Source organism: Paraburkholderia oxyphila NBRC 105797, from assembly GCF_000685075.1.
Taxonomy (GTDB): domain Bacteria; phylum Pseudomonadota; class Gammaproteobacteria; order Burkholderiales; family Burkholderiaceae; genus Paraburkholderia; species Paraburkholderia oxyphila.
Map to the genome: position 1 here is coordinate 1 of NZ_BAYD01000135.1, position 25,497 is coordinate 25,497.

Consider the following 25,497-nt stretch of genomic DNA (forward strand, 5'->3'; position numbering starts at 1 on the left):
GCTTGCGGCCCACCGCGAAAACAAGTTAAGGCCAACTTAAACCGTCGCCCGCGACAGCGGCATTGTTGCGATAACCGTTCACTTGTAACAACCAAGCCAGCCACCGCCCCATCAATGGGCGGCCCGGTCCTTGTGACTCGAAACGAACTGACTGAATCGCGCCGAGCAAAGCCCATCGAACACTTCGCCAGGCGTCCCATCGACATCAACTTGCCCCTGATGCAAAAACATCACACGATTAGACACATGCCGCGCAAACCCCATCTCGTGCGTCACCACCAGCATCGTGCGGCCTTCCTCCGCTAGCGTTCTCATCACCCGCAGAACCTCGCCCACGAGTTCGGGGTCGAGCGCCGATGTCGGCTCATCGAACAGCATGACTTTGGGATGCATGGCAAGCGCACGCGCAATGGCCACTCGCTGTTGCTGCCCGCCCGACAAATGCGCGGGGTAGTGCGCCCGCTTTTCCGCGAGGCCGACTTTCGCAAGCAAGGCCTCGGCTTCTTCGATAGCCTCCGCGCGGCCGCGTTTCAGTACCCGCACCGGCCCCTCAATCAGGTTCTCGAGCACGGTCATATGGGACCACAGATTGAAGTTCTGAAACACCATGCCGATCTGCGAGCGAATCCGGTCGACCTGCTGACGATTGCCCGCATGCAGCTTGCCGTCACGCCGGCGGACGAGCGCCAGTGGCTCGCCGGCGAGCGCAATCGAGCCGTCGTCAGGCGTCTCGAGCAGGTTCATGCAACGCAGCAGCGTGCTTTTGCCCGATCCGCTCGCGCCCAGGATGGAGATCACATCGCCTTCGTGCGCATCGAGCGAAATACCATTCAGGACGCTATGTTTGCCGAACGATTTATGAATGTTGTTGACCGACAATGCAATGGGGAGCGGCTTGCTCATGGATATCTCCGAAGATAAATCGTGGGTCAGGATGCGATGCGTTGCGGGTCGGCGACAGCCGGATTCGGGCCAATTGGCTGGGACGACGAACGATTTGGCACGGGCCGAAGATGGTGCGACAGGCGCGACTCGAGCAAGCCAAAACACCGGACGATGATGAAATTCAGGAGCAGGTAAATGAGCGCGGCGCAGAGAAAGACCTCGCTGGTTCGATAAGTCTGCTGGATGATTTGCTGCGCGACGCCCGTGACTTCCCATACCGTGACGAGACTGGCGAGCGCGGTCGATTTCACCTGCAGGACCGCTTCGGTCGTATAGGCGGGCAGGCACTGGCGCAGCGCAATGGGACCGATGATCCGGCGCAGCAGCGTAAAGCCCGACATGCCGATGGAATAGCCGGCTTCGATCTGGCCGACCGGGACAGCCAGCAGCCCGCCTCTCACGATCTCGGCGGTGTAGCCTGCCGTGCACAGTGCGAGAGACAACACCGCGCACATATACGGTTCACGCAGGAGCGGCCAAAGAAAGCTCTGCCGGATGACGCCGAACTGCGCGAGTCCGTAGTAGACGAGAAACAGCTGGATCAGAATCGGGGAGCCGCGGAACACGAGGATATACGCGCGAGCCAGCCGATTCGGCAGCCAGTGCCGCGAGACGCGCATCGCCACGATCACGAGCGATAGCGTGCCGCCGAGCGCAATCGAGCAAAAGAACAGACCGAGCGTCGCAGGAACGGCGGCGAGCAGGCGAGTCAAGGTGTCGAACAGAAAATCGAATTCGGAATGCATGTGGAGCGTCTCCGTCAATTGCGGGCGAAATTGGTGCGAAAGGTTCGCCCGACGCGCGCCTCCGCATGATTGAAGACCCGGTTCGAAATCATCGTCATCAGCAAATAGAGCGTGCCGCCCACGATGAAGAACACGAAATACTGATGCGTAGAGCCCGCGGCTACCTGACTCGTGCGCAGCAGCTCCGCCAGACCGGTTACGGAAATGAGAGCGGAATCTTTCAGGCTCAATTGCCAGACGTTGCCAATGCCCGGCAGCGCGAAGCGAAGGACTTGCGGTATGAGGATGCGTCGCATCATCAGCAACGTGGGCATCCCGACCGCGCGCGCCGCTTCGAGCTCTCCCCGCGAGACGGCAAGCACGGCCGCGCGATAGACCTCGGCCTGGTAGGCACCGGAAATCAGGCCGACGGCCAGTGCGCCAATCAGGAAAGGCGGGACGCCGATGAAGCCCTGGGCACCGAACCATCGGCCCACGGTTGTGACGAAGGTCGACCCGCCGAAGTAAAACAGATAGATGACGAGAAGCTCGGGAACGCCACGAAACACGGTCGTATAGCAGTCACCCGCGACTCGCAAGATACGGAGTCCAGAGAGTTTTGCCGATGCGACGAGCGCGCCCAGCAATGCGCCTATGAGGAGCGCCGTCAACGTCACCGCAACCGTCATCGCGGCGGCCAGCAACAGTACGCCGCCCCAGCCATCGGCACCGAAACCGAGTAATTCAAGTATGGACATGCATCGTGCTCCTGTGGATTTGTCTATACAAGACTGCACATTTCAGAATCGCTGCGCAAGCCATTTCAGCGCGAATGTGCGTAGTCGTCGGGAAATCCCTATTCGCTGATCATCGTGGCACGAAAAAATAGGCTCCGCGTTTAGAAAAATTGAGCCGTTGCGTTAGATTTAATCGCTTGATCGATGCTCGTCTGCGTTCCTATTCTGTCCACCATCCGACAACGAACTACACATGGAAGAGGTGGCAATGTATTTGCGCAACGCGTGGTATGTGGCAGCCTGGAGCGATGAAATCGGCGAGCAGCCGGTGGGCCGTGTCATCCTCGGCGAGCCAGTCGTGTTTTATCGCAACGCGGATCGCGCCGTGGTTGCACTGGAGGACGCGTGTCCCCATCGAAAGCTGCCGCTTTCGATGGGCGAGGTGGTGGGTAACCATCTGCGCTGTGGCTATCACGGGCTCGAATTCGGAGCGAATGGCGCGTGCACCCGGGCGCCGGGTCTCTCGCGCACACCGCCGAATGCCTGCGTTAAGGCTTATCCGGTTGAGGAGCGCTATGGTCTGATCTGGATCTGGATGGGCCCCGCCGAGCTGGCCGATCCGGACGCGATCATTGCGGTTGCACACTACGATGACCCGGCATGGGGCATCAATCGTGGCCCGGCCATGGATGTCGACTGCAGCTATCTGTACATGACGGACAACCTGCTTGATCCCTCACATGTCACCTATGTGCACAAGACGTCGCTCGGCAACGTGGCGACGGCCGATGTGCCGGTCAAGATGTCGGTGCTGGAAAACGGGGTGCTCGCGGCGCGCTGGATGCTCGATTGCGACCTCGCGCCGTTCTTTTTACCGTACGTGAACTTCACGGGTCGCGCCGACCGTCTCCAGCATTACGAAGTGCAATATCCGTCTCACGCGATCATTCGCGACATCATTGCACCGGCGAATTCGGGTGCACCGCAAGGCACGCTGCATCCCAGCGTATTCCTGATGGACTCTTACAACTTCGTGACGCCGGTTACCGAAAATACCTGTCGATATTTCTGGTTCCAGGTGCGCAACTTCCGTCCCGATTGCACGGCGACCAGTCGCGCATTGACCAACGATTTCATCGCCGCATTCAAGGAAGATCTCGTGGTATTGGCCGCAGTCGATCGCGGCATGGCGAACAAGCGCTCGCCGAATACGGATATCGAAACCGACGCCGCTCCGTTGCGCTTTCGCCGAGTGCTGAAAAAGATGATCGATGCGGAGCAGGCATTGCAACCGGTCCTGTCATGACATCGGGGAGTGTGAAGGCATGAACGCTTGGGTCGAAACGATCGAGGTCGTTGTCCGTGAAGCCGCCGGCGGAACCGATGACACGCGCGTGTTGCGGCTGGCGCGCCAGGACGGCGCGCCGCTGCCGGCTTATCGGTCAGGTGCGCATGTCGACGTCTATCTTCCGAATGATCTGGTGCGCCAATATTCGCTTTGCGGGCCGAACCCGCAGGCGTCCGATTACCGGATTGCCGTCAAGCGATCGAGCGAATCGCGCGGTGGCTCCGCATGGCTCTGCGGCCATGCAGGCAACGGCACGCAATTGCGGATCGGTTTGCCGAGGCACGCTTTCGGTTTGGACGAGACGGCGGCGCATCACATTCTGGTGGCAGGCGGAATTGGCGTCACGCCGATTCTCTCGATGGCCTATGCGCTTCAGGCCGCGGGAAAGTCTTTCCAGTTCGAGTATTTCGTCCGCAGCGAAGCCGATACGGTCTTTCGGGACGAGATCATGCACTCGCCTCTGGCCGCGCATACGCGAATTCATCCGGCGCTTGCCCCGGATGCGGTGCGCGAGCGCGTGGCGGCGCTGCTGGCCGAAGCGAAAGCGCAGTCGCACCTGTACGTGTGCGGTCCCGCCGCGCTGATGCAGATGACCGCCGGGTTGGCTCGCGCCGCACTTGGCGACAGCAACGTTCATATGGAGGCGTTCGGGCCGATGGCGCCAGCGGAAACCGGCGAGCGCGAGTTTGTAGTCAAGCTCGACTCGTGCGGTGTGGCAGTCGCGGTGCCGCCGGCCAAATCCGTGCTCGCGTGCCTTCGCGACGCCGGGCATGAGATCGCGTCTTCGTGCGAGGTCGGTGTGTGCGGGTCATGCATGATGCGCGTGATCGAAGGGGAGCCGGATCATCGGGACAGCTATTTGACGGACGACGAGCGCATGGCGGGAACGCATTTTCTTCCCTGCGTCTCGCGCTCGAAGTCGCCGGTGCTCGTGCTTGCGCGCGACACATAATGGTGGATGTGCCGAAATTCAATTTCAACAGCGACGGAGGAGATATGCATAGGACGATGAATAAACGGCGCCTCGTGAAGGCGATAACAGGCGCGATGGCTTTCGCAGCCATCGTGGCAATCGCGCCGGCGCAGGCTGCGCAGGAGAAGACGGTCAGCATCGCCCTCGAAGGCAGTTACGAGCCATGGAACCTGACGCGGCCCGATGGCACGCTCGACGGTTTCGAGCCGGAACTGGCCCAGAATCTTTGTCAGCGCATGCACGTGCAATGCAAACTCGTGGCCCAGGATTGGGACGGACTGATTCCGGGCCTTAACGCAGGCAAGTTCGACGTGATCATGGACGCGCTGTCCATCAGCGATGAGCGCAAGAAGGCCATTGCGTTCTCGCAGCCTTACGCGAACACGCCAGCGGTTTTCGTCTCGTCATGCCCTGGATTGCTTTCGAAGGCGCCGTCCAATGGGGCCTTGCTGAAATTGTCCGGCAATGCGGCGCAGGACAAGCCGACGGTCGACCTGCTGAGAAAGAGTCTTAAAGGCAAAACGATCGGGATTGTCACGGGATCCGTCTACAGCAATTTCATCAATCAGAATTTCAAGGATATTGCGACGATTCGTGAATACAAGAACGCGCCCGATCACGATATCGATTTGACCTCCGGGCGCATCGACGTCGCGTTCGACGACGCGGCCTACTATGCATCCGCGCTGTCGAAACCGGGTAATTCGTCGCTATGCCTGACCGGTCCCAAGATCGGCGGAGCGATCTGGGGCGATGGCGAAGCGCTCGGCCTGCGCAAGAGCGACACCGACCTGAAGACGATGTTCGACAAGGCCATCGCTGGCGCGCTCGCGGATGGAACGGTCAAGCGCTTGAGCGAAAAATGGTTCAAGACGGACGTTGCGCCTTGAGCCTGCGGATCGAGACGTTGCCGTATCAATAACTTTGGGTAGTCTCCGGATTGCCGTCGTTCCACGTGGACGACGGCTTTTTTGCATCTGAAGCGCGCGAGCTCAAAGCAAACGGTGTGGGAAATGGCGTCCTGAACTGCGCTACAGACGCTATTCCCGCACCGTCGAGGTTGCGTTACCGCCGAGCCGCGGTTATTGCACGCGGCTTACGCGTGGAGCGTGCCCGCAATGCTCTCCGCAACACTGGTGAGATCGCCTTCAGCCACGAGCCGATGAATGGCGACCATGTCGGGATAGAAGTAGCGATCGTCGTCGACCTTCGCCGCGACCTGCCTGATGCGGGCGTAGACGGCCGCGGTGGCGGGCGAGGCGTCGGCGGGATCGAAGAACTCCAGCGCCTGGGCCGCGGTCATCAGTTCGATGGCGAGCACGTGCTGCAGCTTCTGCGAGACCGTGTAGGCCTTGCGCGCGGCGAGGTACGCGAAGCTCACAGGGTCTTCCTGGTTGCCGCTCGTGGAGACGCTGTCGACCGTCGCGGGATGGGAGAGGGCGCGCATTTCTCCCAGCAATCCGGCTGCCGTGTATTGCGTGATCATGTAGCCGCTATTCAGGCCCGGGCGCGCGACGAGGAAAGCCGGCAACTCGCTGAAGTGCGGGTTGACCATGCGATCGGTGCGGCGTTCGGAGATCTTCGCGAGATTGGTCATGGCAATGCACAGCAGGTCGCTCGCGATGCCCACGAAGGTGCCGTCGAAGTTCGCGCCCGAGATCGCGATCCCATCGCCGTCGCCCGGATGGATCATCGGGTTATCGCCCGATGAGCGCACCTCGTTCAAAATCGATGCGCGTGCATCGTCGATTGCGCGTTTCGACGCGCCGTGCACCTGCGCCATCGCTCTCAGGCTGTACGTGTCCTGCAGGCGGTAATCGACGAAACGTTCGGCCAGCGCGCTGCCGGCAAGCAGGCGCCTCAGGTTGTCGGCCGCGTGGATTTGGTCCGGGTGCTTCTTGTTCGCGTGGTAGCGCTCATCTAGCGAGCGCGTGGTGCCTTTGAGCGGCTGCAGGGACATCGCCGCGGCAATGTCCGCGACCCTGGAGGCGTCGAGCGCGTTGTAGAGCGCGAGCATCGCGATTGCCGTGACCGAGGTGGTCCCGTTGACCAGCGCGAGTCCCTCCTTGCAACGCAGCGTGTGGGGCTTGATGCCCGCGCCCTGCAGTGCCTGCAATCCGCTCATGCGCTCGCCGCGCCAGGTGGCCTCGCCTTCGCCGATCAGCACGAGCGCCATGTGCGCTTCCGGACCGAGATAGCCCACTGAACCGTCTCCCGGCGCAAAAGGCGTGATGTCATGGTTCAACAGATCGGCAATAGTCTGGAGCAACTCGAGGGTGACGCCGGAATAGCCTTTGCCCAGGCTAATCAGGATCATCAACTGGTTCGCGCGAACCACCTCGCGCGGCAGCGGCTCGCCCACCGAAACAGCGTGCGAGCGGACGATGTTGCACTGGAGTTGCTCCGCTTCTTCGGGGCGCACGAGGCGGGTCGAGTTGTCGCCGAATCCGGTTGTCACGCCATAGACGAGGCGATTCTCTTCAAGAAAGCGCTCGACCAGTGCGCGCGAGCGGCGCACACGTTCGCAATACGCGGGCGAAAAATGCACGCGCGCGCCGTACTTTGCGACCGCGATGAATTGTTCAATCGAAATATCGTCGTCGCCGAGCAGCACTTCCGTGATGTGCTGCGCGCGAACGCGAAATTCGGTGCGAGGTGTGTTCATGTCGTTGCGTCGATCCTGTAGGGAAGTGGAGGTGAGCGCCAAGCGTCAATGCCTGCAACGACGTGCATTGCAGGCGCACTTGAGCCACGTTCGAGAATAGGAGGACGCAACGAGACCGACAAACCATTTAATTTGTCGACCGTTTATAGATTATCTAAAACGCGGATGAAAGACGCTGATGGCCTGATCAGCCGAACATCGAATCGATTGCGCGATTCGTTTGCTCGGCCTCTGCAATGAGCCAGTCGATGAATGGCCGCGCGCCCGGTCTATCGAGCGAGCCCGGTTGCCAGATCAGATAGTACGGGCGCGGCATCGGCAGCGAGATTTTGAATGGCGCGATCAGGCGGCCGCTGTTGAGTTCGTCGATCGCAAACATTCCCTGGCCGAGCGAAATCCCCCTGCCGCGTGTCGCCGCGTCAATCGCCATCGACGAAAGCGAGTAGGTGAGCGGCGCGAGCGTATCGGGAACCGGAACGCCGGCCGCATGGAGCCAGTCGGCCCAGGTTGGCGGCGAGAGCTCGGCCCAGCCCCATTCGACGTGAACGAGCGGATAGTGCAGCAGATCGGCAGGCTGCCTGAGCGGCAGATCCGGCGTGGGCAGCGACGGGGCGCAAACGGGCGCGACGCGATCGGTAAACAGCACCCGATGCGGCGTGCCGTCGGTGGGCGGCACGCCATACATCAGGCGGATATCCGCGCGGTTTTCACCGCGTTTGGGCTCGCGGTCGATGGCCTCGACGTGGATGCGCACATCGGGCGACAGCGCGTGCCATTGGTCCAGCCGTGCGGCGAGCCAGTGCGTCGCCACCGAGGGATACGTGCTGAGGGTCAAATGCGGGCCGTGACGCGCGGCGATCAACGCGGCATGCGCGTTATGGAAGCACTCGAAGCCTTGCGCGACATGCTGATGGTAGATCTGGCCAAGCTCAGTGGGACGCAAGCCCGTGCTTTCCCGAACGAAGAGTGCCACCCCCAGCGTCTCTTCGAGCAACCGGATCTGCTGGCTCACCGCGCCTGGCGTCACGTGCAATGCTTCGGCGGCAGCGACCACATTGCCGTTGCGAACGACGGCGTCGAATGCTTGCAACGCGCGTAACGGGGGCAGGCGGCTCATTTCGATTTCCGTAACGGTAGGGATCGTCGGACCGGTGTGAAGACTGCGATTCTCCGTGGTTTTCGTGCGGATTGTCTAGCGCTGCCTGCGGCGCGTGCTGAGGGTTTTCAGCAATTCCAGGGCGATCGGTTTTGCTGGCCGTGCGCAGCGGCGCACGGCGTTACTTCGCTCAAAAAATGAAGTCCGTGTTGATGAACTTCGATTGATGCTCGCGCACGATGGCATTGAGCAAGGCCATGTTCGACTCGGTCTGTTTCGCGGCCACCATCGAGCGGATCGAAAACGCGCGCAGCGCGTCGCTGACCGACAGCGTGCCTTCGGCCGAGTCCTTGCGCCCGGCAAACGGGAACACGTCCGGCCCGCGCTGACACTGGCAGTTGAGGTTCACGCGGCAGACCTGGTTCACGAGCGGGTCCACCAGCGCGCCAATCTGCGCGGCGTCGTTGCCGAAGATGCTGACCTGTTGCCCATGATCCGAGGTGATCACGTAGTCGAGCGCCTCTTGCGCCGAATCGAAGCTCATCACCGGAACGACCGGGCCGAACTGCTCCTCGCGGTACAGCTTCATCCCCTCGCGCACGGGGTAGACCACGGCCGGGTTGAACAGCGTGCTGCAGAAGGCGCCGCCGCCCTCATTGACGACGCGTGCCCCTTTTGCCACGGCGTCTTCGATCGCTTCGGTCATATAGGCGCTACGATGCGGGCCGGGCAGGGGCGTGATCTGCACGCCGGCCTCCCAGGGCATGCCGATCTTGAGCCGCGCCAGTTCAGCCGTGAAGCGTTCGAGAAACGCATCGACGATACTGCTGTGCACGATCAGCATCTTGAGCGCGGTGCAGCGTTGCCCGTTGAACGACAGCGCACCGAGCAGGCATTCCTTGACGGCGAGGTCCAGGTCGGCGTCCGGCAGCACGATGGCCGCGTTCTTCGCGTCGAGACCCAGCACCGCGCGCAGGCGGTGCGATTTGGGATGCTGCTTTTTCAGGTGGTCCGCCACGCGGCTCGATCCGATCAGGGCCAGCACGTTCACCTTGCCCGTGGCCAGCATGCGTGGCACCACCAGTTGGCCCGGTGCGTAAATGGTGTTGACCACGCCGGGCGGAAACGCATCCCGAAACACTTCGAGCAGCGGCTCGAACAGCAGGGTGCCGTATTGCGGCGGCTTCAGGACCACGGTATTGCCCATGAGCAAGGCCGGGATCAGCGTGCAGAACGTTTCGTTGAGCGGATAGTTGTAAGGCCCCATGCACAACACAACGCCCAGCGGCGTGCGGCGGACCTGGCCAATGGTGCCTTCGACCACCATGAAGCGCGAATGGCCGTTGTCCATGTCCTTCAGCGCCTCGATGGTGGCTCGGATGTATTCGATGGTGCGGTCGAACTCCTTGCGCGAGTCGGCGAGGCTCTTGCCGATTTCCCACATGAGCAGGTTGACGATCGACTCGCGCCGCTCGACCATGCCTTTCACGAACGCTTGCATGCAGGCGATGCGGCCTGCGACCATCATCGTCGGCCAGGGGCCCCGGCCATTGTCGTACGCGGCAACCGCGGCGTCGAGCGCGGCGTCGCTCTGCGCCTCGCCCATCAACGGGTAACTGCCGATCTCGACCTGGCTCACCGCGCCGCTCGCCGGGTCGCGCGTGCAGACCGGTGACAGCACGGTTTTGCAGGGGCCGTCCCATACGTGCATCTGGCCACCAATCAGGTAGCCGCGCTGGTGAACGGGGGCGGCGAGACGCTGTTGCGCCGGAATCTCGTCGGGCGTGGGGAAAAACTGGGCGAGTCGTGAATTCTGGCCGGTCATCATGAGGACTCCAAAAGCGGGGGGCATTCAAACAGGAAAGGCAATCGCATCGTATTGCGTGGTCAGTTTTCCTCTTCCGGCCAGCAGGTGTTGTGGCGCGCGAGCAGCGCACTGGCTGCAGCCGGACCCCACGTACCGGACGCGTAAGGCTTGGGCGGGCTGGCGTGGCCGTCCCAGTCTTCGATGATCGGCGCGACCCAGCGCCATGCCGCCTCCTGTTCGTCGCGCCGCACGAACAGGGCAAGCCGGCCTCCGATCACGTCGAGCAACAAGCGCTGATAAGCCTCCATCCGGTCCTGCTGGAAGAACTGGTCGAAGGCCAGATCCAGGTGCACGCCTTGCAGGGTCATGCCCATGCCCGGCTGTTTGGCGAGGGCGCTCAGGCGAATCGATTCGTTCGGCTGCAGGCGGATCGTCAGGCGGTTCGAGCCTGGGCGCAGCGCTGTCGGACCCAGCGCCGAGTGCGGCACCGGCCGGAAGTTGACGACGATTTCAGCCACCCGGCCTGCGAGCCGTTTGCCGGTGCGCAGAAAAAACGGCACCCCGGCCCAGCGCCAGTTTTCCACTTCGGCTTTCAATGCAACGAACGTTTCGGTCGTGCTGCCTTGCCCGACACCTTGCTCCGCGTGATAGGCACAGACGGAGGCGCCCTTGATGGCACCCGCATGATACTGTCCACGCACCACGTTATGCCGGATCTCGTCGCCGAGCACCGGCTTGAGCGCGCGCAGCACGCGCAGCTTCTCGTCGCGCACCGCATCGGCGTCCATGGATCGCGGCGGCTCCATCGCGATGATCGAAAGCAGTTGCAGCAGGTGGTTCTGCACCATGTCGCGCAATGCGCCGGTCTGGTCGTAGAAGTTGCCGCGGGCTTCGACTCCCAGTTCCTCGGCTACCGTGATCTGGATGCTCTCGACCCATTCGCGGCGCCACAATGGTTCGAATAACGAATTACCGAAGCGCAGCGCGAGCAGGTTTTGCACCGCTTCCTTGCCGAGGTAGTGGTCGATCCGGTAGATCTGGTCTTCGTTGAAAATCTGGCCGACCGCATCGTTGATCGCATTGGACGATTCCAGGTCGTAGCCGAGCGGCTTTTCCAGCACGATGCGCGAGCCTTCCGTGAGCCCGGCCGATGCGAGTGCGCGGCAGATCGGCACGAATAGCGCGGGCCCGGTGGCCAGATAGAAAATGCGCCTGCCGCGTCCCGTGTCGAGCGTGTCGCGCAGCACGGAGAACGCTTCGGGCTGACTGGCGTCGAGCACGACGTAGGCAATGCGCTCGAGAAAGCTCCGCCACACGGAATCCTCGAGCGCGGCGCCTGAAATGTGCGGCTTCACGTGTTCGCCGACCCATCGCAGATAGCCGCCGGTAGCCAGCGCGGTATTCGCTACGGCGACGATACGGCCCTCGGGCGCGAGCAGGCCGTCGCGGTGCGCGGCATAGAGCGCGGGCAGGATCTTGCGCATCGCCAGATCGCCGGTGCCGCCGAACAGGACGAACGCGAAGGGAGGGTGATCCGGCTGGCGCGTGGAGGATTTCGTCATGGCATTCAGTGATCCTGAATATTGTGTCAAAAGCAAGTCAGCGGGGCAGGCCGCAACATGGCTCGCCTCGTGCGATCCGATGCCGGCGCCTTGAAACATTTCCACGCGCGACGCCACGATGACGCCGACGGCGGTGCTGGCCAGGTTGGCGAGCCGTCTAGACCGCGATTAATTAATTCACGTTGATTTATTTAAACCTGGGCGAACGCGTGTGTCAGCCCAGGGAAATCCCGCGCATCGTCGGGAGGCCAGGCATGGGGAAGGCCAGGCAGTCTAGCGCGGCGAGATGACAATCGCGGCCCGGCGGTTCTGTGCCCGCCCGGCTTCCGTGCGGTTGTCGCCCACCGGGTCGCGCTTGCCTTTCCCGATGGTCTCGATGTCCTTGGCAGGAATGCCGACGTCAACGAGCTCGATCGCCACGACCTCGGCACGGCGTTTGGACAATTCATAGTCGTAGTCGCTGGAGCCTTCGGAGTCGGCGTAGCCATACACGCGCACGCTGTTGAGCCCGACCGACACCAGCGTGTGGCCGATGCGCTCGACGATCCGGCGGGCGTCAGGCCGGAGGTTGTAACGGTCGAAGTCGAACAGGATCGGTCCGGTCGAGCCGAACTCGAAACCTTGCTCGGTCTCCTGGAATCCTGCCGTCTTGAGTGCCGTGACCTGCGTCTGCGTCAAGCCGCGGTAGAGCGGCGGCGCCTTGCAGCCCCCCAGCAGCAGGCACAGGAGCAATGCGCTCCCCATGCCCGTGCGCCTGATTTTTGCAGGAAACGCGTGTTTCTTCATTGCATACCCCTCGAGCGCGCTCGCCTCGCGCGCGTTATTTCGAATCCTTGTGACGGCCCCGGCTATTGGGCCAGGGCGGCCAGGCGACGCGCGTCAAGCGGGTCCGGCCACGCCTTCCGCAAACTGCCACGAGCCCGGCCGCGCGCGCTTGGCCCGGTACATCGCCGCATCCGCAGCGCGCAACAGGCCGATCGCGTCGACCGCGTGATCGGGGTACAGCGCAATCCCGATGCTGACCATTGCGCTCACCGTGCGGCCATCGGACAAGACGATCGACGGCGTCATGGCGCACAGTATGTCCTCGGCGATACGGGTGGCGCCAGCCGTTTCGCGCACCGGCGCCAGCATCACGGCGAATTCGTCGCCGCCGAGCCGCGCCACCAGATCGGCCTCGCGCAACTGCATGCGCAGCCGTGCCGCGATCCCGATCAGCACCGCGTCGCCCGCTTCATGGCCGAGGCAGTCGTTGATTTCCTTGAAACGGTCACAGTCGAGATAGAGCACGGCGACTTGCTGCTCCGGCACCGCTGCTTCGCCGAGCGCGCGCATGAGGCGGGCCTCGAATTGTCCGCGGTTGGGTAGGCCGGTGAGAGCATCGTGGGTGGCCTTGTGCTCGAGCGATGCGTTTTCGTGGCGCAGGGTGTTTTGCCAGTTTTCGAATTCGTCGAGCAAGGCGTTGAAGTCGTCGTTGAGCTCGTTGAGCTCCGCGATCGCCGCAGGCTCGACGCGCCGCTCGAACGCGCGCTCGCGCCGCACCGCGTGGGCGACGCCGGCCAGCGCGCGCAGCGGCGCGACGATGTTGCGCAGCACGCGCTTCGAGCTGACATAGGCGCCCAGCACGCTGACCGAGAGGCACGCGAGGATGCCGCCGATACCGCCGAGCAGGAACCCGAAGAACTGGTGCCCCTGACCACGCACGGTGACGTAGCCGACGTCGTTGCCATCGTGAACCACCCGTTCGGTCACGGGCCCAGGCAGCGCGAAGTCGGCGACTTCCCGCTCGAGTCTCGCGATCGTGCTGGTCGCGGGCAACTGCCATGCCGCGAACGGGCGGCCCTTGCTATCCGTGACGACGATCTCGGCCACGTCCTCATCTTTCGCGATCAGGCCGATCGCCTCGGTCGCCGCGATGCGGTCGCCGAACACGAGCGCCGCTTCGACCGTGTAGCCGAGCGAGCGGGCCAGCAGGTGCAGATTGTTGCCCGCGTAGGCACGCAAGGCGATCACGGCGACCACGATCAACGATACCGCGGCCATGGCGACCGCAACGAACGCCAGGCGCAGATGCGCGCGGCGCAAGACGTTCTGCAGCGTCGGGCGCGGCGTGCGAGGTGGGGAAGCGTGCGGCGCGGGATGCATCATGGCGTCACCGGTCGCCGCGCGAGATTGAGCACATTCGGATGAACCCGCACGCCGCTGCGCGCCACGGCGTCGAGATTGATGTCGAAGGTGACGCGATTGCCATCGACATTGAGGCAAAACATGGTGCCGGACGTGCAGGACTCGTCGTGTTCCGCGATCGTCAGAACCGGATGGCCGGCCACGGTGGCGCTGACTTGCTGCCGCTCGGCGTCAGTCAGGTTGCCGAGGTAGACGATTTCGCAGGCTTTGCCGAGGGCGGAATCATCGAAGGGCACGCGCTGCACGTCGAGCGGCGTGGAGCCGGCCTGCAGCGTGTCGACGAGCGCGTGCGCGTAGTCGGGCTGGCCCGTCACGCACAGATGCAGGCGTGTGGGCGGTGTCGGCCAGTGTGTGAAGCTGATGATGCCGAGCACGACCTGGCGCACCGCGGCGTCGCGTGGCGAAATGGCGGGATCGGTGTGGCTCGCGGTGGTGACGGCGCGCGCCGGGTTGGCTGGATCGACCGTATTGTCCGATGTGTCGGCGAGCACGGCCGACGCCCCACACAGCACGCAAGCCATCGCGAGCAGAACATGACTGAGCAAGGCATGCCGAAGCAAGGCCGCCCAGCCAGGCCGGGCGGACGTAGCCTGCGCGGCAATCGCCGCCGCGTCCCCTGGCGTCATGGCGACTGCACGACAAGCAATCGCTGCGCGCATTCTCGCATGCATGATGAAAACACTCGCTGGCATCCACCCGCGCGCTGCCTTTTGACTCCCGCCAGTCGCGAAGCGGCCCCACGTGATGTGCCCTGAAATTCATCTTATGCACAAAGTCGCACGATCAACCAGTCGGCAACAGCTGCTTTCGTTGTGGCCATCAAAGATGGCCACCTTGCGGCGAATTGATCTGCACATTGGCCGGTCGCAGCGCCGTGAGCGGCTCGACAGGCTTATCCGTCACACGCTGCGTGAAGCAGATTATGAACCGATCACTGGGTACAACTGTGGTGGATCGAACCAAGCATGCCGTTACGTCACCTTTATATCGGCTACCAAATGATATGTGCCCACCTGGTGCCCGGTGAACTGACCGCTCCCCAAAATGCGGGCGAGCTTGAACGTGCCTGCGAGTTCACCCATTGGGAAATGGATATTTGTAGTACTAAAGGATGGGGCGTTGCTCAACGACCGGAGCCGGAAGTGAGACGCTTCGGCGCGACCTCCGCGCCATCGGCACAGTGAAGAGCGGGGGGCAATCCGCATGCGGGGAAGCACGGGCGCAAAACCTATAATGAACTGGGCGGCGCCTGCCTCACGCGGCAAATCTCGAGCTGCGCAGCAGGGCGGGTGCTGCTTCGTCCCCCTTTGCGCGAGGCCAATCATGCAACGCACCGATGCGATCCTCAAGCAGGTGATGGCGGCATTCGAACGCGAATCGCACCTGAAGCTTCACCATTCCCCCATTCATATCAGCTTCGATGGCGGTGCCCTGACCGTTGCAGGCGAGGTGCCGGACGTTGCCTCGAAGAAACGGTTGATTCAGTTGACCCGGGCGCACAGCAACGGCGAACCGCTCGTCGACCAGTTGCGCGTGAGCGCTGGGCCGCCGATCGGGGACGGCGAGTTGCGCACGCGGATTTGCGAACGTTTGTTGCAGACCACGGAATTTCGCGACTGCGTGATTTGTGCGCGCGTGAAGGGGCAGCTCGAAATGCTGCGCGGCACCATGGATCAGGCCGGCGAGGAGGGCAGCGGCGTGGTGGAGGTGACGGTTGACGGTGGCGTGGTGACGTTGACGGGCCAGGTAATCAGCCTGTCGCACCGGCGGCTCGCGAGTGCGATTGCCTGGTGGACCGGCGGGTGCCGCGACGTGGTGAATCTGCTCGAGTTGGTGCCCGCTGAAGCGGATGGCGACGAAGAGATCTGCGAGGCCCTCGCGCTCGTGCTCGAAACCGATCCGCGCGTGCACGCCGGCCAGATCACCATCAATGTGGAGGACAAGCGCATTACGCTCGCGGGGTGCGTGGCAACCGAAGCCGAGCGGCGCCAGGCGGAGATGGATGCGTGGTGTCTGGACGCCATTGCCGGCGTGGTCAACCGGATCGAGGTGCGAGCCTGACGATATTCAGGCTTTCAGCCGGTAGCCCGTCTTGAAGATCCAGCCCGTGATCGCGAGGAACACTGCGAGAAAGGCTGCCGTCATGCCAAGACTCACGCCGACGTCGACATCCGCGAGCCCATAGAAGCTCCAGCGGAAACCGCTGATGAGATAGACGATCGGGTTGAACAGCGTAATCACCCTCCATGCCGGCGGCAGCATGTCGACCGAGTAGAAGCTGCCGCCGAGGAAGGTGAGCGGCGTGATGATCAGGAGCGGCACGATTTGCAGCTTCTCGAAGTTGTCCGCCCAGATGCCGATGATGAAGCCGAGCAAGCTGAACGTCACTGCCGTCAGCAGCAGGAACAGCACCATCCACAGCGGATGCTGGATCTGGATAGGGACGAACAGCGCCGCGGTGGCGAGGATGATGAGGCCGAGTAATACAGACTTGGTCGCCGCCGCACCGACATAGCTGATCACGATTTCGACATAGGACACGGGCGCCGAGAGCAACTCGTAGATCGTGCCCGTGAAGCGGGGGAAGTAGATGCCGAAGGACGCGTTCGAGATGCTCTGCGAGAGCAGTGAGAGCATGATCAGCCCCGGCACGATGAACGCGCCATAGCTGACACCGTTCACTTCCTTGATGCGCGAGCCGATCGCGGAGCCGAACACGATGAAGTAGAGCGACGTCGAGATCACCGGCGCGACGATGCTCTGCATCAGCGTGCGCCTCGTGCGCGCCATTTCGAACCGGTAGATGGCGCGAATTGCGTAGAGGTTCATCGGGAAGTCACCTGTTTATTGCCATTTTCTTCGACCGACGGCGCGGTGGGCTGTGAATCGGGATGTGAAGTGGCCCGTGAAGCAGGCTGTAAAGCGGCCGTCGGGTCTTTGCTGACGAGACTCACGAAGATGTCCTCGAGCGAACTCTGGCTCGTTTTCAGGTCCGTGAAGCCGATGCCGGCTTCGCTCAGGCTCTTGAGCAAGGCAATAATGTCGTTGCGCTCGTTTTCGGCGTCGTAGGTATAGGTGAGCTCGGCGCCGCCGTTGGACAGCTCGAGACGCCAGCCGGCCAGCGCGGCTGGAATGGCGCTCAAGGGGGCGTCCAGCTGCAAGGTCAGTTGTTTGCGGCCGAGCTTGCGCATCAGCGCGTCCTTGTGCTCGACGAGCATGATCCGGCCGGCGTTGATCACGCCGATCCGGTCAGCCATCTCTTCCGCCTCGTCGATGTAATGGGTCGTCAGGATAATCGTCACGCCGTTGGCCTTGAGCCCGCGCACGAGGTTCCACATGTCGCGGCGCAGCTCGACGTCCACGCCCGCGGTGGGCTCGTCCAGAAACAGCACCTGCGGCTCGTGCGCGAGCGCCTTCGCGATCAGCACGCGGCGTTTCATGCCGCCCGAGAGCGTCAGGATCTTGTTATTGCGCTTCTCCCACAGCGACAGGTCGCGCAGCACGCGCTCGACGTAGGCCGGATTGGCCGGCTTGCCGAACAGGCCGCGGCTGAACGATACGGTGCCCCAGACGGTTTCGAACGCGTCCGTGGTGAGTTCCTGCGGCACGAGGCCGATCAGCGAACGCGCTTTGCGGAAGTCGGCGACGATATCGTGGCCGGCGACGCGCACGCTGCCTTCGCTCGCGTTGACGATGCCGCAGATGATGCTGATCAGCGTCGTCTTGCCCGCGCCGTTCGGCCCCAGCAGCGCGAAAATCTCGCCGCGGTGGATGTTCAGGTTGATGTCAGTGAGTGCGCGGAATCCCGAGGCATAGACCTTCGAGAGATTCTCGACGGAGAGGATCGTTTGCATGTGCGTGACATTACCAGAAGCGCGTGCAAGACGTCGGCGCAGCCCCTCACTGGCGCATGACCTGCGACAGCGCCCCGCGCACGGGTGTGCCGAGCCGATTCACGAGTTCCTGGCAGCGTGCGCGTGCCTCGGCGATCACCTCGTCCTGATCGGCGAACGTGGGCTTGCCGTGCGTGTAGACGATGCGCCCGTCGACCATTGTCAGCGACACGTCCCGCCCGGACGCGCAGTAGACGAGGTTGGCCACCACGTCGAAACAGGGCGCCATGTGCGCACCGGCCAGCGACACCACGGCCAGATCGGCCAGCTTGCCTGGCGCCAACTGCCCCGCGTCGATGCCGGCGAGCCGCGCGCCTTCGCGCGTGGCCAGCTCGAACGCCTCCCACGCGTGCGTGGCTTGCGGGTCGAGTGTGGCGAGGCGCTGAACGTACACCACCTGCTTCATGATCTGGAACAGATCCATCAGGTGCCCGGCGGCGCCGTCCGCGCCGATGCCCAGGGTGGCGCCGGCATCGCGCAGCGCCCGCAGCCGCACCGCGCCGGACGCGAGGTATTCGTTCGACATGGGATTGTGGGCAATGCCGCAACGCTGCGTCCCAAGCACCGCCACCTCCTGGTCGTCCAGCCAGATCGCGTGCGCAAAGGTTGCATCCGGCCCTAGCAGCCCTTCCTGCGCCATCCAGGTGAACGGCCTTATCCCATAGGTTTGCGCGTAGATCTCCGGATCGACACGCGCCTCCGAACAATGTGTGTGCCACTTCACGCCGTATTCGCGCGCGAGCGCCACGGACCCGCGCACCAGTTCGAGATCGTTGTAGATCACGTTGATCGGCGCGGGCCAGATTTTCACGCGCTCGCTTCGCCACGTGGCCATGCAGGCGCGCATGCTGGCCAACTCGTCGGCCGTGTCGCTGCGAAAGAGCGCGGGGCTAAGGCCGTTGTCGCGCGCAATGGCCGTGTACGGACCGAACATGCCGCGCGCGACCACGCCGCGCAGGCCCAGTTGATCGAGCATCGCGGCGATCTCGAGCGTGGTTTGCACGTCGGCCGGGGCGTAATGGTTGTCGACGATGGTCGTGGTGCCGGCGCTCAGCGCTTCCATGGCCGCCAGGCGCGCAGCCGCGAGCGCTTCGGCCGGCTTGATGCCCGCCGATAGCGGCAGCATGAATTCGCCCAGCCATTGCCACAGCGCCATGCCGTCGCCGAGCCCGCGCCCCGCCACCTGAAACAGGTGGTTATGGCAATCGATCAGCCCGGGAATGATGACCTGCCGGCGGCAATCGACAGTGGTGCCGGCCCGCCAGTTGGCCAGCGCGCTGGCAGTGTCGACCGCGGCGATCCGGTTGCCGGCGATGGCCACGGCGCCGTCGTCGATGATGCGGCGTGTGTCGTCCATGGTGACGACGATGCCGCCGGTCAGCAGCACATCACACGTCGATGTCATTGCACGACCTCCTGCCCCTCGGCCGCGTCGAGGCGCGGTCGGGTCTCGCCATCGAGTTGAACCGAGGCGCCCTGCATGCCGTTGAAAAACAGATTGAGGATCACGGCCGCCACCACGGTGAGCAGCACGCCGCTATGCAGCAGCGGGCTCAAGAACGGCGGGAAGGCGTCGAAGAATTTCGGCGACAGCGTGGGAATCAGGCCGGCCCCGAGGCTGATGGCGAAGATGAACATATTGTGCTTGTTGGACTTGAAATCGACGCTTTGCAAAATGCGCACGCCCGAGGCCGCCACCATGCCGAACATGACGATCGCCGCGCCGCCCAGCACATAGTGCGGAATCGACGCAATGATGTGCGCCATCTTCGGCAGCAGCGCCAGCGTGACGAGTATGCCGCTGGCGGCCACGCACACGAAGCGGCTGCGCACGCCGGTGATGCCCACGAGCCCGATGTTCTGAGCGTAGGTCGTATAGGGGAACGCATTGAAAGTGCCGCCGATGGTGGCCCCCAGCGCATCGGCGCGCAGGCCGCGTGCGAAATCGGCCGGGCTCAGGTTGCGGTTGAGAATGATGGCCAGCGAAAACAGCAGGCCGATCGACTCGACCATCGTCACGATCACGACCAGCACCATCGTCGCGACCGCGCTCCATTCGAACCTGGGCCAGCCGAACTGGAACGGCCGAACCATCTCGATCCACGGCGTTTCGCGCAAGCCGTGGAAGGTCACCTTGCCCAGCGCCATGGCGAGCGCCATGCCGGCGGCAATGCCCGCCAGCACCGCGATGTTGCCGAGAAAGCCACGCGCGAAGCGCGCCACCAGCAGCGTGACGGCCAGCACGACCGCGGCCACCGCGAGATAGGCCGGATTGCCGAAATCGGGCACGTCGTAGCCGCCGCCCGCCCAGGCGATGGCCACGCCGAGCAGGCCCACGCCCAGCGAGGTCAGCGTGGTGCCGGTCACGAGCGGGGGAAACAGCCAGAGCAGCCGGATCACCACGGGCACGAGCAGGAAGCCGATCACGCCCGCCGCGATGATGGCGCCGTAGAGCCCGGGCAAACCCATGCCCGGCATCAGGCCGACGGCGATCATCGGACCGATCCCCGCGTAGGAGACGCCCATCATGACGGGCAGCCGGATGCCAACCCGCTTGCCGAGGCCAAGCGCCTGCAGCAGCGAGACCACGCCGCAGCACAGCAAGTCGGCGTTGATCAGCGCGGCGAGTTCCTCCGTCGAGAGGCGCAGTGCGCCGCCCACGATCAGGGGCACGGTCACGGCCCCCGCGTACATGACCAGAACGTGCTGCAAGCCGAGGGTCAGCGTCTTGCCGATGGGGAGCTTGTTGTCGATATCGTCCGTGTCGCTTGCGGTATTCATGTGTCTCTCTCCACGATTTCAGGTCGGTTTTGCAGGGTGCCCGAATTCAGTCCAGGAATTGTGCCAGCACCGCGGACAGCGCAGCGGGCGCTTCCAGCGGTACCAGATGCCCGCTGCCGGCAATCTCGGCAAACTCGCCGTGCCGGGACGACTCAGCCATCTGCCGCATCACGGCGGTGCGCACGAAGCTGCGCTCGCCGTGCACGAAAAGCGTCCTGCATGCGAGATGGCGCAGCGCGTCCCAGTGGTTGTCGCGCCGGAACGGCCAGCAACTGAGGAAGAACGGATCATGCTTGCGCGCCCAGCCGTCTTCGGCGGGCCGGATGGAGTGGAAGGCGTAGAGTTCGAGCAGGGCGTCGGGCGCGGCCGGATTGGCCTGGCGTTCGTGGTTTAGCGCCGCCACCCGATGCGGAAAAGATGCGGGACGCGCTTCGACCTCATGTTCCCCGCGCTCGAAACTGGGCTCGACGTCGACCACGGCCAACTGCCGTACGCGCCCCGGAGATCGCGTGGCGTACCGGATCGCGATCAACGCGCCCCATGACAGACCGGCCAGATCGAAGCGCGGCAGGTCGAGCGAATCCACCAGCGTCTCCAGGTCGGCGAGATGGTCTTCGGTCGAATACGCGTGCGACTGCGACCAGGAACTCTCGCCGTGACCCCGCAGGTCGAGCGCAATCACGCGCCGGGTCTTGCCCAGCTTCTGCGCCACGTCGTGCCACAGCCACGCGCTGCCGGTCACGCCATGCAGGCACACCAGCGGCGGAAACTTGCCCGTGTCGCGGCCGAACTCGAGCGCATGCAGCGCGCCCGTGCCGGCCGGCATGAACATCTCGCGCACCGGGCCGCTCGTCGCCGCCCTCATGACGCCCTCGCATCGTTGAGCATCTCGAACAGCCAGCGGCGATATTCGACAGTCACGACGTCCGCGCCGCGCACGGGCGTCTCACGCTCGTTTTCGTCGCCCCCGGCGAAGCTGAACCAGACCGGCCGCTGGGACTCGATGATCGGTTTGTCCTGCTGGAGCACCTCGGCCTCGAAATCCATGAAGAACGCGTCGTAGCCCGGATCGGTGCCGAAGTCGCGCGCCTGCCACCAGAAGCTGCGGGTGCGAGTCGCATCGATCGGCGACGCCGCCATGAACAGCACATAGCGCTTGCCGTTCGGGAAGGTCCGCTTCAGGTGCACCGTATGCGGCATCGTCACGTGGTACTCGTTGAGCGGCTCGATCCATTCGTCGTCGATGCCGAGCAACTGCTTCTTGAGGCCCACGCCCGGCTCCTTCACGCCGCTGCGCTCAAAGCGCAGCACATGGCCTTCGCGCCAGACCTTGACCGGCTCGACGCGCGGGTTCGCGCGGCTGCCGATCGTGCCGTCGTGCACGTAGGCGAAATGCGAGAAGTCGACGAAGTTCTCGAGCCGGCGCGGCGTGCTCGTCGCCCAGTCGTAGGGCTCGCCGCGCAGCACCCGATACTCGCGATCGTTGAGCTCCGGAAAGTCCGGCAGCGGCATTGCGGGCGTCTCGAGGGCGACCCAGATGAGCCCCGCGTGCTCGGCCGCGTGGTAGCAGGCGACCGACGCGTTGATCGCGCCGGTCATTTCCTCGCGGGCGGGCACGCGCACGCACTTGCCGGCGGCACTGAAGCGCCAGCCGTGGTACGGACACTCGATCGTGCCGTCGACGACATCGCCGAGCGCGAGTGCCGTTCCCTTGTGCGGGCACCGGCCATGCAGCGCGGTCACGACCCCGTTCAGCCGCGCGATCACCACCGGCTCGCCGAGCAGCGTCACGCCGAGCGGCTTGTCCAGCAGATCGCCCGCGTAGGCGACCGGGTGCCAGTACCGGCGCAACGCGCGATACAACGGCGGCTGCGCACCGGCTTCGTTCGCGAGAGAGACTTTGATATCCGCAAGAGCGGTCATGTCGATCTCCTGTTCTTTGCTTATTGGAAAAATGCGCCGCCGTTGACGAGCAGGCTTTGACCCGTGACGAAGTCCGAGCCGCTATCGAGCAGATAGAGGAGCGAGCCGACCATGTCGCCCGGTGTTTGCGTGCGTTTCAGGCAGCGCTGCGCGATGGTCTTTTCGTCGGCGGCCGTTCCTTGCTTCGCGACGATATCGGGGTCCGGAATCAGGTCGGGGCACAAGGTGTTGACCTGGATGTTGAATTCGCCCACTTCGCGCGCGAGCGCGCGCGTGAGGCCGATGATCGCCGCCTTCGATGAGACGTAGTGAAGGAAGTTGGGCACGCCCTTATACGGCGTGTTCGACGAGATATTGACGATCTTGCCGCCGCCTGTGCGCTTCATGTACGGCACCACCGCGCGGCAGCAGAGCCACACGCCGCGCACGTTGATCTGGTAGCAGCGGTCCCATTCGTCGACGGGAATGTCCATGAACGAACCGAACGTGCAGCCCTTGAAGAAACCGGCGTTGTTGACGATGCCGTCGATTGCGCCGAAGCGTTCGTATGCGGCCCGCGCCATTGCTTCGATCGACGCCGGGTCGGCCACGTCGAGCCTGATCGCGAGTGCCGAGCCGCCGGTCGAACGATAGTCCGCGGCGACGCCGGACAGATCCGCGAGATCGGCCAGCACGACGTTCGCGCCGTGGCGGATCAGCGCGTCGCAGTAGGCGCGTCCGATATTGCCGCCTGCGCCGGTCACGATGATGGTCTTGTTTTTCAGCGAGTCATTCATGGGAAACACGCTCCTCCTGTGGGTGGGTTCTCAGATATCGAGGGCAAGCCAATCGCCCTTGCAGCGCGAGACGCAAATCATCATCGTGCGGTTGGCCGCGCGCTCGTCGGGGCTCAATACGTGGTCGCGGTGATCGGGCTCGCCGGCGATGACGGCGGTCTCGCAGGTGCCGCACACGCCTTCGCGGCACGAGCACATGACCGGCACGCCGTGCGCCTCGAGCACGTCGAGGATCGAGCGTTCTGGCGGCACGACAAAGCTTTTCTGCTGGCGCTCGAGACGCACCGTGAAGGCCTCGCCGTGGGCGGCGCTCGACGGCTCGGGGGCCTTGAAGTATTCGGTGTGGACGCGCACCGGCGGGACCGACGCAAGCGCGGCGGTGAACGCGTCCATCAGCGCCGTGGGGCCGCAGCAGTAGTAATCGGCTTCGGCGCCGTGCCGTGCGAGCACGCTGCCAAGGTCCAGGGGCGCGCCGCCGGGCTCGCCATCGAACACGCAGTGCAGCGTGCCGCCTGAATGCGCGTCGGCCAGCGCGCGCAGTTCCGGCAGGAAGGCCGCGCGGCGCGCGGTGCGTGCGCAGTAGTAGAGATCCCAACGGCGCCCTACTGCGGTGAGGCGCCGGGCCATTGCAAGCAGCGGAGTGATGCCGATCCCGCCCGCCACCAGGACCGAATGGCCGGCGGCTTCGTCGAGCGGGAAGTGGTTGCGTGGCGTGCTGATCGTCAGGCGGCTGCCCAGCGCGAGCGCGTCGTGCATATGCACCGATCCGCCGCGGCTCGCCGCATCGCGATTCACGCCGATCACATAGCAGTGCCGCTCCTGCGGATTGGTCAGCGAGTACTGGCGGACGATGCCGTTGGGCAGGTGCACGTCGATGTGCGCACCGGCCCCGAACGGCGGCAGCTCGCCCGCGACGGGCCACAGCTCGAACGAGCGCACCGTCTCGGCTTCCACGCGCATCGCGCGCACTTCGACCTCCAGAGTCCCCGCTGATTCCATCGCTCTCTCCGTTAGCTCCAGAACTTCTGGAACACATTTGAGCGCGGCAATTTATCCAATACAATCGATATAAACTGAACGATTGTTGAGAAACGCTGATGAATCTCACCCTACGCCAGCTCCGCGCGTTCGTCGCGGTGGCCGAGTGCAGCCGGTTCGCGCTTGCGGCCGAGCAACTTCATCTGACGCCGTCGGCGTTGAGCATGTTGATCAAGGATCTCGAAGGCGAACTCGGCGTGAAGCTGCTGGATCGCCATACCCGGATGGTTCGGGTGACGGAGGCGGGGCGCGAGTTTCTTGGTGCCGCGCGACGGGTCTTGCAGGATCTCGATATCGCGGTGCTGAATTCGCGGGAGCGGGCTGCCTACAAGCACGGCAAGGTCGTGGTGGCGAGTGCGTCGGTGTTGGCCGTCACGTTGCTCGTGCCGTTCATGCGCGAGTTTCAGGCCGCGTATCCGGGCGTGCGGGTGGTGGTGCGGGATACCGCGGAGGAGAACATCAAGGACGCCTTGCTGGCGGAGGAGGCCGATATTGGTATCGGTACTTATGTGGAGGCGCAGTCTGAAATTGTGGATACCGAATTGTTTCGCGATACGCTGGTGGCGTTGATTCCCGAGCGGCATCCGCTTGCGCGCAAGCGATCGGTGGCGTGGGCTGAGCTTGCGCTATGGCCGTTTGTGGCGCTTTCGCCGGGGAGCCCGATTCGGCGGGAACTCGATGCGCATCTTGCTGCGCAGGATATTCGGCTTGATGTCGCCTATGAGGCGTCGTTTCCGTCGACTGTGTTCGCGCTTGTTGCGAATGGGATGGGGATTGCAGTGCTGCCTGCGAATTCTCGGCAGTTGATGAATATGCCTGGCATTGCTTATCGGCCGCTCGGGAAGCCGAAGCTCATGCGGCGCGTTTGTGCGTTTCATCTCAAGAATAGGTCGCTGTCGCCGGCAGCTGAGTTGTTTCATGCACTGCTGGTTGAATATGTCGAGGCGCATCGCTCGAGGTTGACTGTTCAGGTTAAGATCGGTTCTGATCAGGCGTCCCTTCGGGGATAGGCTTGATTTTTTTTGGGGTTTTTTTTGGCGC

23 protein-coding genes are annotated in these 25,497 nt (G+C 63.6%); 5 read left to right on the forward strand and 18 right to left on the reverse strand.

All coding sequences use genetic code 11. From position 1 onward, the window contains the following. Positions 1-111: 111 nt before the first annotated feature. Genes BO1_RS42840 through BO1_RS42850 form a run of 3 tightly spaced genes read right to left on the reverse strand, consistent with a single transcriptional unit; the run spans position 112 to position 2,428 of the window. Positions 112-903, reverse strand: coding sequence for an ABC transporter ATP-binding protein (locus BO1_RS42840; protein WP_028222827.1), 792 nt, complete (start codon positions 901-903; stop codon positions 112-114). 26 nt (positions 904-929) lie between these two features. Then, positions 930-1,691, reverse strand: a complete 762-nt coding sequence (locus BO1_RS42845; RefSeq protein WP_028222828.1) for an ABC transporter permease — start codon at positions 1,689-1,691, stop codon at positions 930-932. A gap of 14 nt (positions 1,692-1,705) precedes the next feature. Next, complete coding sequence (locus BO1_RS42850) at positions 1,706-2,428, reverse strand: ABC transporter permease (protein ID WP_028222829.1); 723 nt, start codon at positions 2,426-2,428, stop codon at positions 1,706-1,708. A 232-nt stretch (positions 2,429-2,660) separates the two neighbouring features. On the opposite strand from BO1_RS42850, the gene BO1_RS42855 reads away from it, so the two are divergent. Genes BO1_RS42855 through BO1_RS42865 form a run of 3 tightly spaced genes read left to right on the forward strand, consistent with a single transcriptional unit; the run spans position 2,661 to position 5,618 of the window. Further along, entirely contained in the window at positions 2,661-3,713 is a 1,053-nt protein-coding gene (locus BO1_RS42855; protein WP_245644064.1) for an aromatic ring-hydroxylating dioxygenase subunit alpha, read from the forward strand. Between the two features lie 19 nt (positions 3,714-3,732). After that, entirely contained in the window at positions 3,733-4,707 is a 975-nt protein-coding gene (locus tag BO1_RS42860; RefSeq protein WP_052409816.1) for a PDR/VanB family oxidoreductase, read from the forward strand. Between the two features lie 56 nt (positions 4,708-4,763). Beyond that, positions 4,764-5,618: a transporter substrate-binding domain-containing protein gene (locus BO1_RS42865; protein ID WP_028222832.1), complete on the forward strand. Its 855-nt coding sequence runs from the start codon at positions 4,764-4,766 to the stop codon at positions 5,616-5,618. A 206-nt stretch (positions 5,619-5,824) separates the two neighbouring features. Here the strand turns inward: BO1_RS42865 and BO1_RS42870 are convergent, their stop codons facing one another. From BO1_RS42870 to BO1_RS42900, 7 genes are all read right to left on the reverse strand, one after another. Further along, complete coding sequence (locus tag BO1_RS42870) at positions 5,825-7,393, reverse strand: HAL/PAL/TAL family ammonia-lyase (protein ID WP_043288815.1); 1,569 nt, start codon at positions 7,391-7,393, stop codon at positions 5,825-5,827. 187 nt (positions 7,394-7,580) lie between these two features. Beyond that, a complete protein-coding gene (locus BO1_RS42875; RefSeq protein ID WP_043288816.1) occupies positions 7,581-8,510 on the reverse strand; it encodes a LysR substrate-binding domain-containing protein in 930 nt (309 codons plus the stop codon). Positions 8,511-8,679: 169 nt separating this feature from the next. After that, positions 8,680-10,314, reverse strand: coding sequence for an NADP-dependent glyceraldehyde-3-phosphate dehydrogenase (locus BO1_RS42880; RefSeq protein WP_028222835.1), 1,635 nt, complete (start codon positions 10,312-10,314; stop codon positions 8,680-8,682). 62 nt (positions 10,315-10,376) lie between these two features. Continuing rightward, entirely contained in the window at positions 10,377-11,858 is a 1,482-nt protein-coding gene (gene zwf, locus BO1_RS42885; protein WP_043288818.1) for a glucose-6-phosphate dehydrogenase, read from the reverse strand. Between the two features lie 273 nt (positions 11,859-12,131). Then, positions 12,132-12,644: an OmpA family protein gene (locus BO1_RS42890; protein WP_028222837.1), complete on the reverse strand. Its 513-nt coding sequence runs from the start codon at positions 12,642-12,644 to the stop codon at positions 12,132-12,134. A gap of 93 nt (positions 12,645-12,737) precedes the next feature. Next, positions 12,738-14,006 carry a diguanylate cyclase gene (locus tag BO1_RS42895; protein WP_028222838.1) on the reverse strand — a complete coding sequence of 423 codons (1,269 nt, stop codon included), beginning with the start codon at positions 14,004-14,006 and terminating at the stop codon, positions 12,738-12,740. Next, positions 14,003-14,716: a YfiR family protein gene (locus BO1_RS42900; protein WP_028222839.1), complete on the reverse strand. Its 714-nt coding sequence runs from the start codon at positions 14,714-14,716 to the stop codon at positions 14,003-14,005. The genes BO1_RS42895 and BO1_RS42900 overlap by 4 nt, the downstream gene beginning before the upstream one ends. Before the next feature lie 652 nt (positions 14,717-15,368). Here BO1_RS42900 and BO1_RS42905 point away from each other — a divergent pair. Next, on the forward strand, positions 15,369-16,106 hold the full coding sequence (locus BO1_RS42905) for a BON domain-containing protein (RefSeq protein WP_028222840.1): 738 nt from the start codon (positions 15,369-15,371) through the stop codon (positions 16,104-16,106). 6 nt (positions 16,107-16,112) lie between these two features. Here the strand turns inward: BO1_RS42905 and BO1_RS42910 are convergent, their stop codons facing one another. Genes BO1_RS42910 through BO1_RS42945 form a run of 8 tightly spaced genes read right to left on the reverse strand, consistent with a single transcriptional unit; the run spans position 16,113 to position 24,417 of the window. After that, positions 16,113-16,874: an ABC transporter permease gene (locus BO1_RS42910; RefSeq protein WP_028222841.1), complete on the reverse strand. Its 762-nt coding sequence runs from the start codon at positions 16,872-16,874 to the stop codon at positions 16,113-16,115. Beyond that, positions 16,871-17,899 (reverse strand): ABC transporter ATP-binding protein, encoded by a 1,029-nt coding sequence (locus BO1_RS55160; RefSeq protein WP_084688738.1) that lies wholly within the window; start codon positions 17,897-17,899, stop codon positions 16,871-16,873. Before BO1_RS55160 ends, BO1_RS42910 begins: the two co-directional genes overlap by 4 nt. Positions 17,900-17,945: 46 nt before the next feature. Further along, positions 17,946-19,343: an amidohydrolase family protein gene (locus BO1_RS55165; protein ID WP_043288819.1), complete on the reverse strand. Its 1,398-nt coding sequence runs from the start codon at positions 19,341-19,343 to the stop codon at positions 17,946-17,948. Beyond that, positions 19,340-20,719 (reverse strand): nucleobase:cation symporter-2 family protein, encoded by a 1,380-nt coding sequence (locus BO1_RS55170; protein WP_043288820.1) that lies wholly within the window; start codon positions 20,717-20,719, stop codon positions 19,340-19,342. The genes BO1_RS55165 and BO1_RS55170 overlap by 4 nt, the downstream gene beginning before the upstream one ends. Before the next feature lie 46 nt (positions 20,720-20,765). Then, positions 20,766-21,584: an alpha/beta fold hydrolase gene (locus BO1_RS56715; protein ID WP_028222842.1), complete on the reverse strand. Its 819-nt coding sequence runs from the start codon at positions 21,582-21,584 to the stop codon at positions 20,766-20,768. Then, a complete protein-coding gene (locus tag BO1_RS42935) occupies positions 21,581-22,642 on the reverse strand; it encodes an aromatic ring-hydroxylating oxygenase subunit alpha (protein WP_028222843.1) in 1,062 nt (353 codons plus the stop codon). Before BO1_RS42935 ends, BO1_RS56715 begins: the two co-directional genes overlap by 4 nt. Before the next feature lie 20 nt (positions 22,643-22,662). Continuing rightward, positions 22,663-23,418, reverse strand: coding sequence for an SDR family NAD(P)-dependent oxidoreductase (locus tag BO1_RS42940; RefSeq protein ID WP_028222844.1), 756 nt, complete (start codon positions 23,416-23,418; stop codon positions 22,663-22,665). A 30-nt stretch (positions 23,419-23,448) separates the two neighbouring features. Next, complete coding sequence (locus BO1_RS42945; protein WP_028222845.1) at positions 23,449-24,417, reverse strand: PDR/VanB family oxidoreductase; 969 nt, start codon at positions 24,415-24,417, stop codon at positions 23,449-23,451. Between the two features lie 98 nt (positions 24,418-24,515). Here BO1_RS42945 and BO1_RS55180 point away from each other — a divergent pair, with 98 nt between their 5' ends. After that, positions 24,516-25,466, forward strand: coding sequence for a LysR family transcriptional regulator (locus BO1_RS55180; RefSeq protein ID WP_052409817.1), 951 nt, complete (start codon positions 24,516-24,518; stop codon positions 25,464-25,466). Positions 25,467-25,497 lie beyond the last annotated feature (31 nt).

What these genes read in the sequence shown, in the direction of transcription:
- BO1_RS42895 (WP_028222838.1), bottom strand. Translation starts at nt 14,006, where the DNA reads ATGATGCATCCCGCGCCGCACGCTTCCCCACCTCGCACGCCGCGCCCG.
- BO1_RS42910 (WP_028222841.1), bottom strand. Translation starts at nt 16,874, where the DNA reads ATGAACCTCTACGCAATTCGCGCCATCTACCGGTTCGAAATGGCGCGC.
- BO1_RS42900 (WP_028222839.1), bottom strand. Translation starts at nt 14,716, where the DNA reads ATGCATGCGAGAATGCGCGCAGCGATTGCTTGTCGTGCAGTCGCCATG.
- zwf (WP_043288818.1), bottom strand. Translation starts at nt 11,858, where the DNA reads ATGACGAAATCCTCCACGCGCCAGCCGGATCACCCTCCCTTCGCGTTC.
- BO1_RS42940 (WP_028222844.1), bottom strand. Translation starts at nt 23,418, where the DNA reads ATGAATGACTCGCTGAAAAACAAGACCATCATCGTGACCGGCGCAGGC.
- BO1_RS42840 (WP_028222827.1), bottom strand. Translation starts at nt 903, where the DNA reads ATGAGCAAGCCGCTCCCCATTGCATTGTCGGTCAACAACATTCATAAA.
- BO1_RS42865 (WP_028222832.1), top strand. Translation starts at nt 4,764, where the DNA reads ATGAATAAACGGCGCCTCGTGAAGGCGATAACAGGCGCGATGGCTTTC.
- BO1_RS42870 (WP_043288815.1), bottom strand. Translation starts at nt 7,393, where the DNA reads ATGAACACACCTCGCACCGAATTTCGCGTTCGCGCGCAGCACATCACG.
- BO1_RS42860 (WP_052409816.1), top strand. Translation starts at nt 3,733, where the DNA reads ATGAACGCTTGGGTCGAAACGATCGAGGTCGTTGTCCGTGAAGCCGCC.
- BO1_RS42945 (WP_028222845.1), bottom strand. Translation starts at nt 24,417, where the DNA reads ATGGAATCAGCGGGGACTCTGGAGGTCGAAGTGCGCGCGATGCGCGTG.
- BO1_RS42890 (WP_028222837.1), bottom strand. Translation starts at nt 12,644, where the DNA reads ATGAAGAAACACGCGTTTCCTGCAAAAATCAGGCGCACGGGCATGGGG.
- BO1_RS42850 (WP_028222829.1), bottom strand. Translation starts at nt 2,428, where the DNA reads ATGTCCATACTTGAATTACTCGGTTTCGGTGCCGATGGCTGGGGCGGC.
- BO1_RS42855 (WP_245644064.1), top strand. Translation starts at nt 2,661, where the DNA reads ATGGAAGAGGTGGCAATGTATTTGCGCAACGCGTGGTATGTGGCAGCC.
- BO1_RS56715 (WP_028222842.1), bottom strand. Translation starts at nt 21,584, where the DNA reads ATGAGGGCGGCGACGAGCGGCCCGGTGCGCGAGATGTTCATGCCGGCC.
- BO1_RS42845 (WP_028222828.1), bottom strand. Translation starts at nt 1,691, where the DNA reads ATGCATTCCGAATTCGATTTTCTGTTCGACACCTTGACTCGCCTGCTC.
- BO1_RS55160 (WP_084688738.1), bottom strand. Translation starts at nt 17,899, where the DNA reads ATGCAAACGATCCTCTCCGTCGAGAATCTCTCGAAGGTCTATGCCTCG.
- BO1_RS42935 (WP_028222843.1), bottom strand. Translation starts at nt 22,642, where the DNA reads ATGACCGCTCTTGCGGATATCAAAGTCTCTCTCGCGAACGAAGCCGGT.
- BO1_RS42880 (WP_028222835.1), bottom strand. Translation starts at nt 10,314, where the DNA reads ATGACCGGCCAGAATTCACGACTCGCCCAGTTTTTCCCCACGCCCGAC.
- BO1_RS55170 (WP_043288820.1), bottom strand. Translation starts at nt 20,719, where the DNA reads ATGAATACCGCAAGCGACACGGACGATATCGACAACAAGCTCCCCATC.
- BO1_RS42875 (WP_043288816.1), bottom strand. Translation starts at nt 8,510, where the DNA reads ATGAGCCGCCTGCCCCCGTTACGCGCGTTGCAAGCATTCGACGCCGTC.
- BO1_RS42905 (WP_028222840.1), top strand. Translation starts at nt 15,369, where the DNA reads ATGCAACGCACCGATGCGATCCTCAAGCAGGTGATGGCGGCATTCGAA.
- BO1_RS55180 (WP_052409817.1), top strand. Translation starts at nt 24,516, where the DNA reads ATGAATCTCACCCTACGCCAGCTCCGCGCGTTCGTCGCGGTGGCCGAG.
- BO1_RS55165 (WP_043288819.1), bottom strand. Translation starts at nt 19,343, where the DNA reads ATGACATCGACGTGTGATGTGCTGCTGACCGGCGGCATCGTCGTCACC.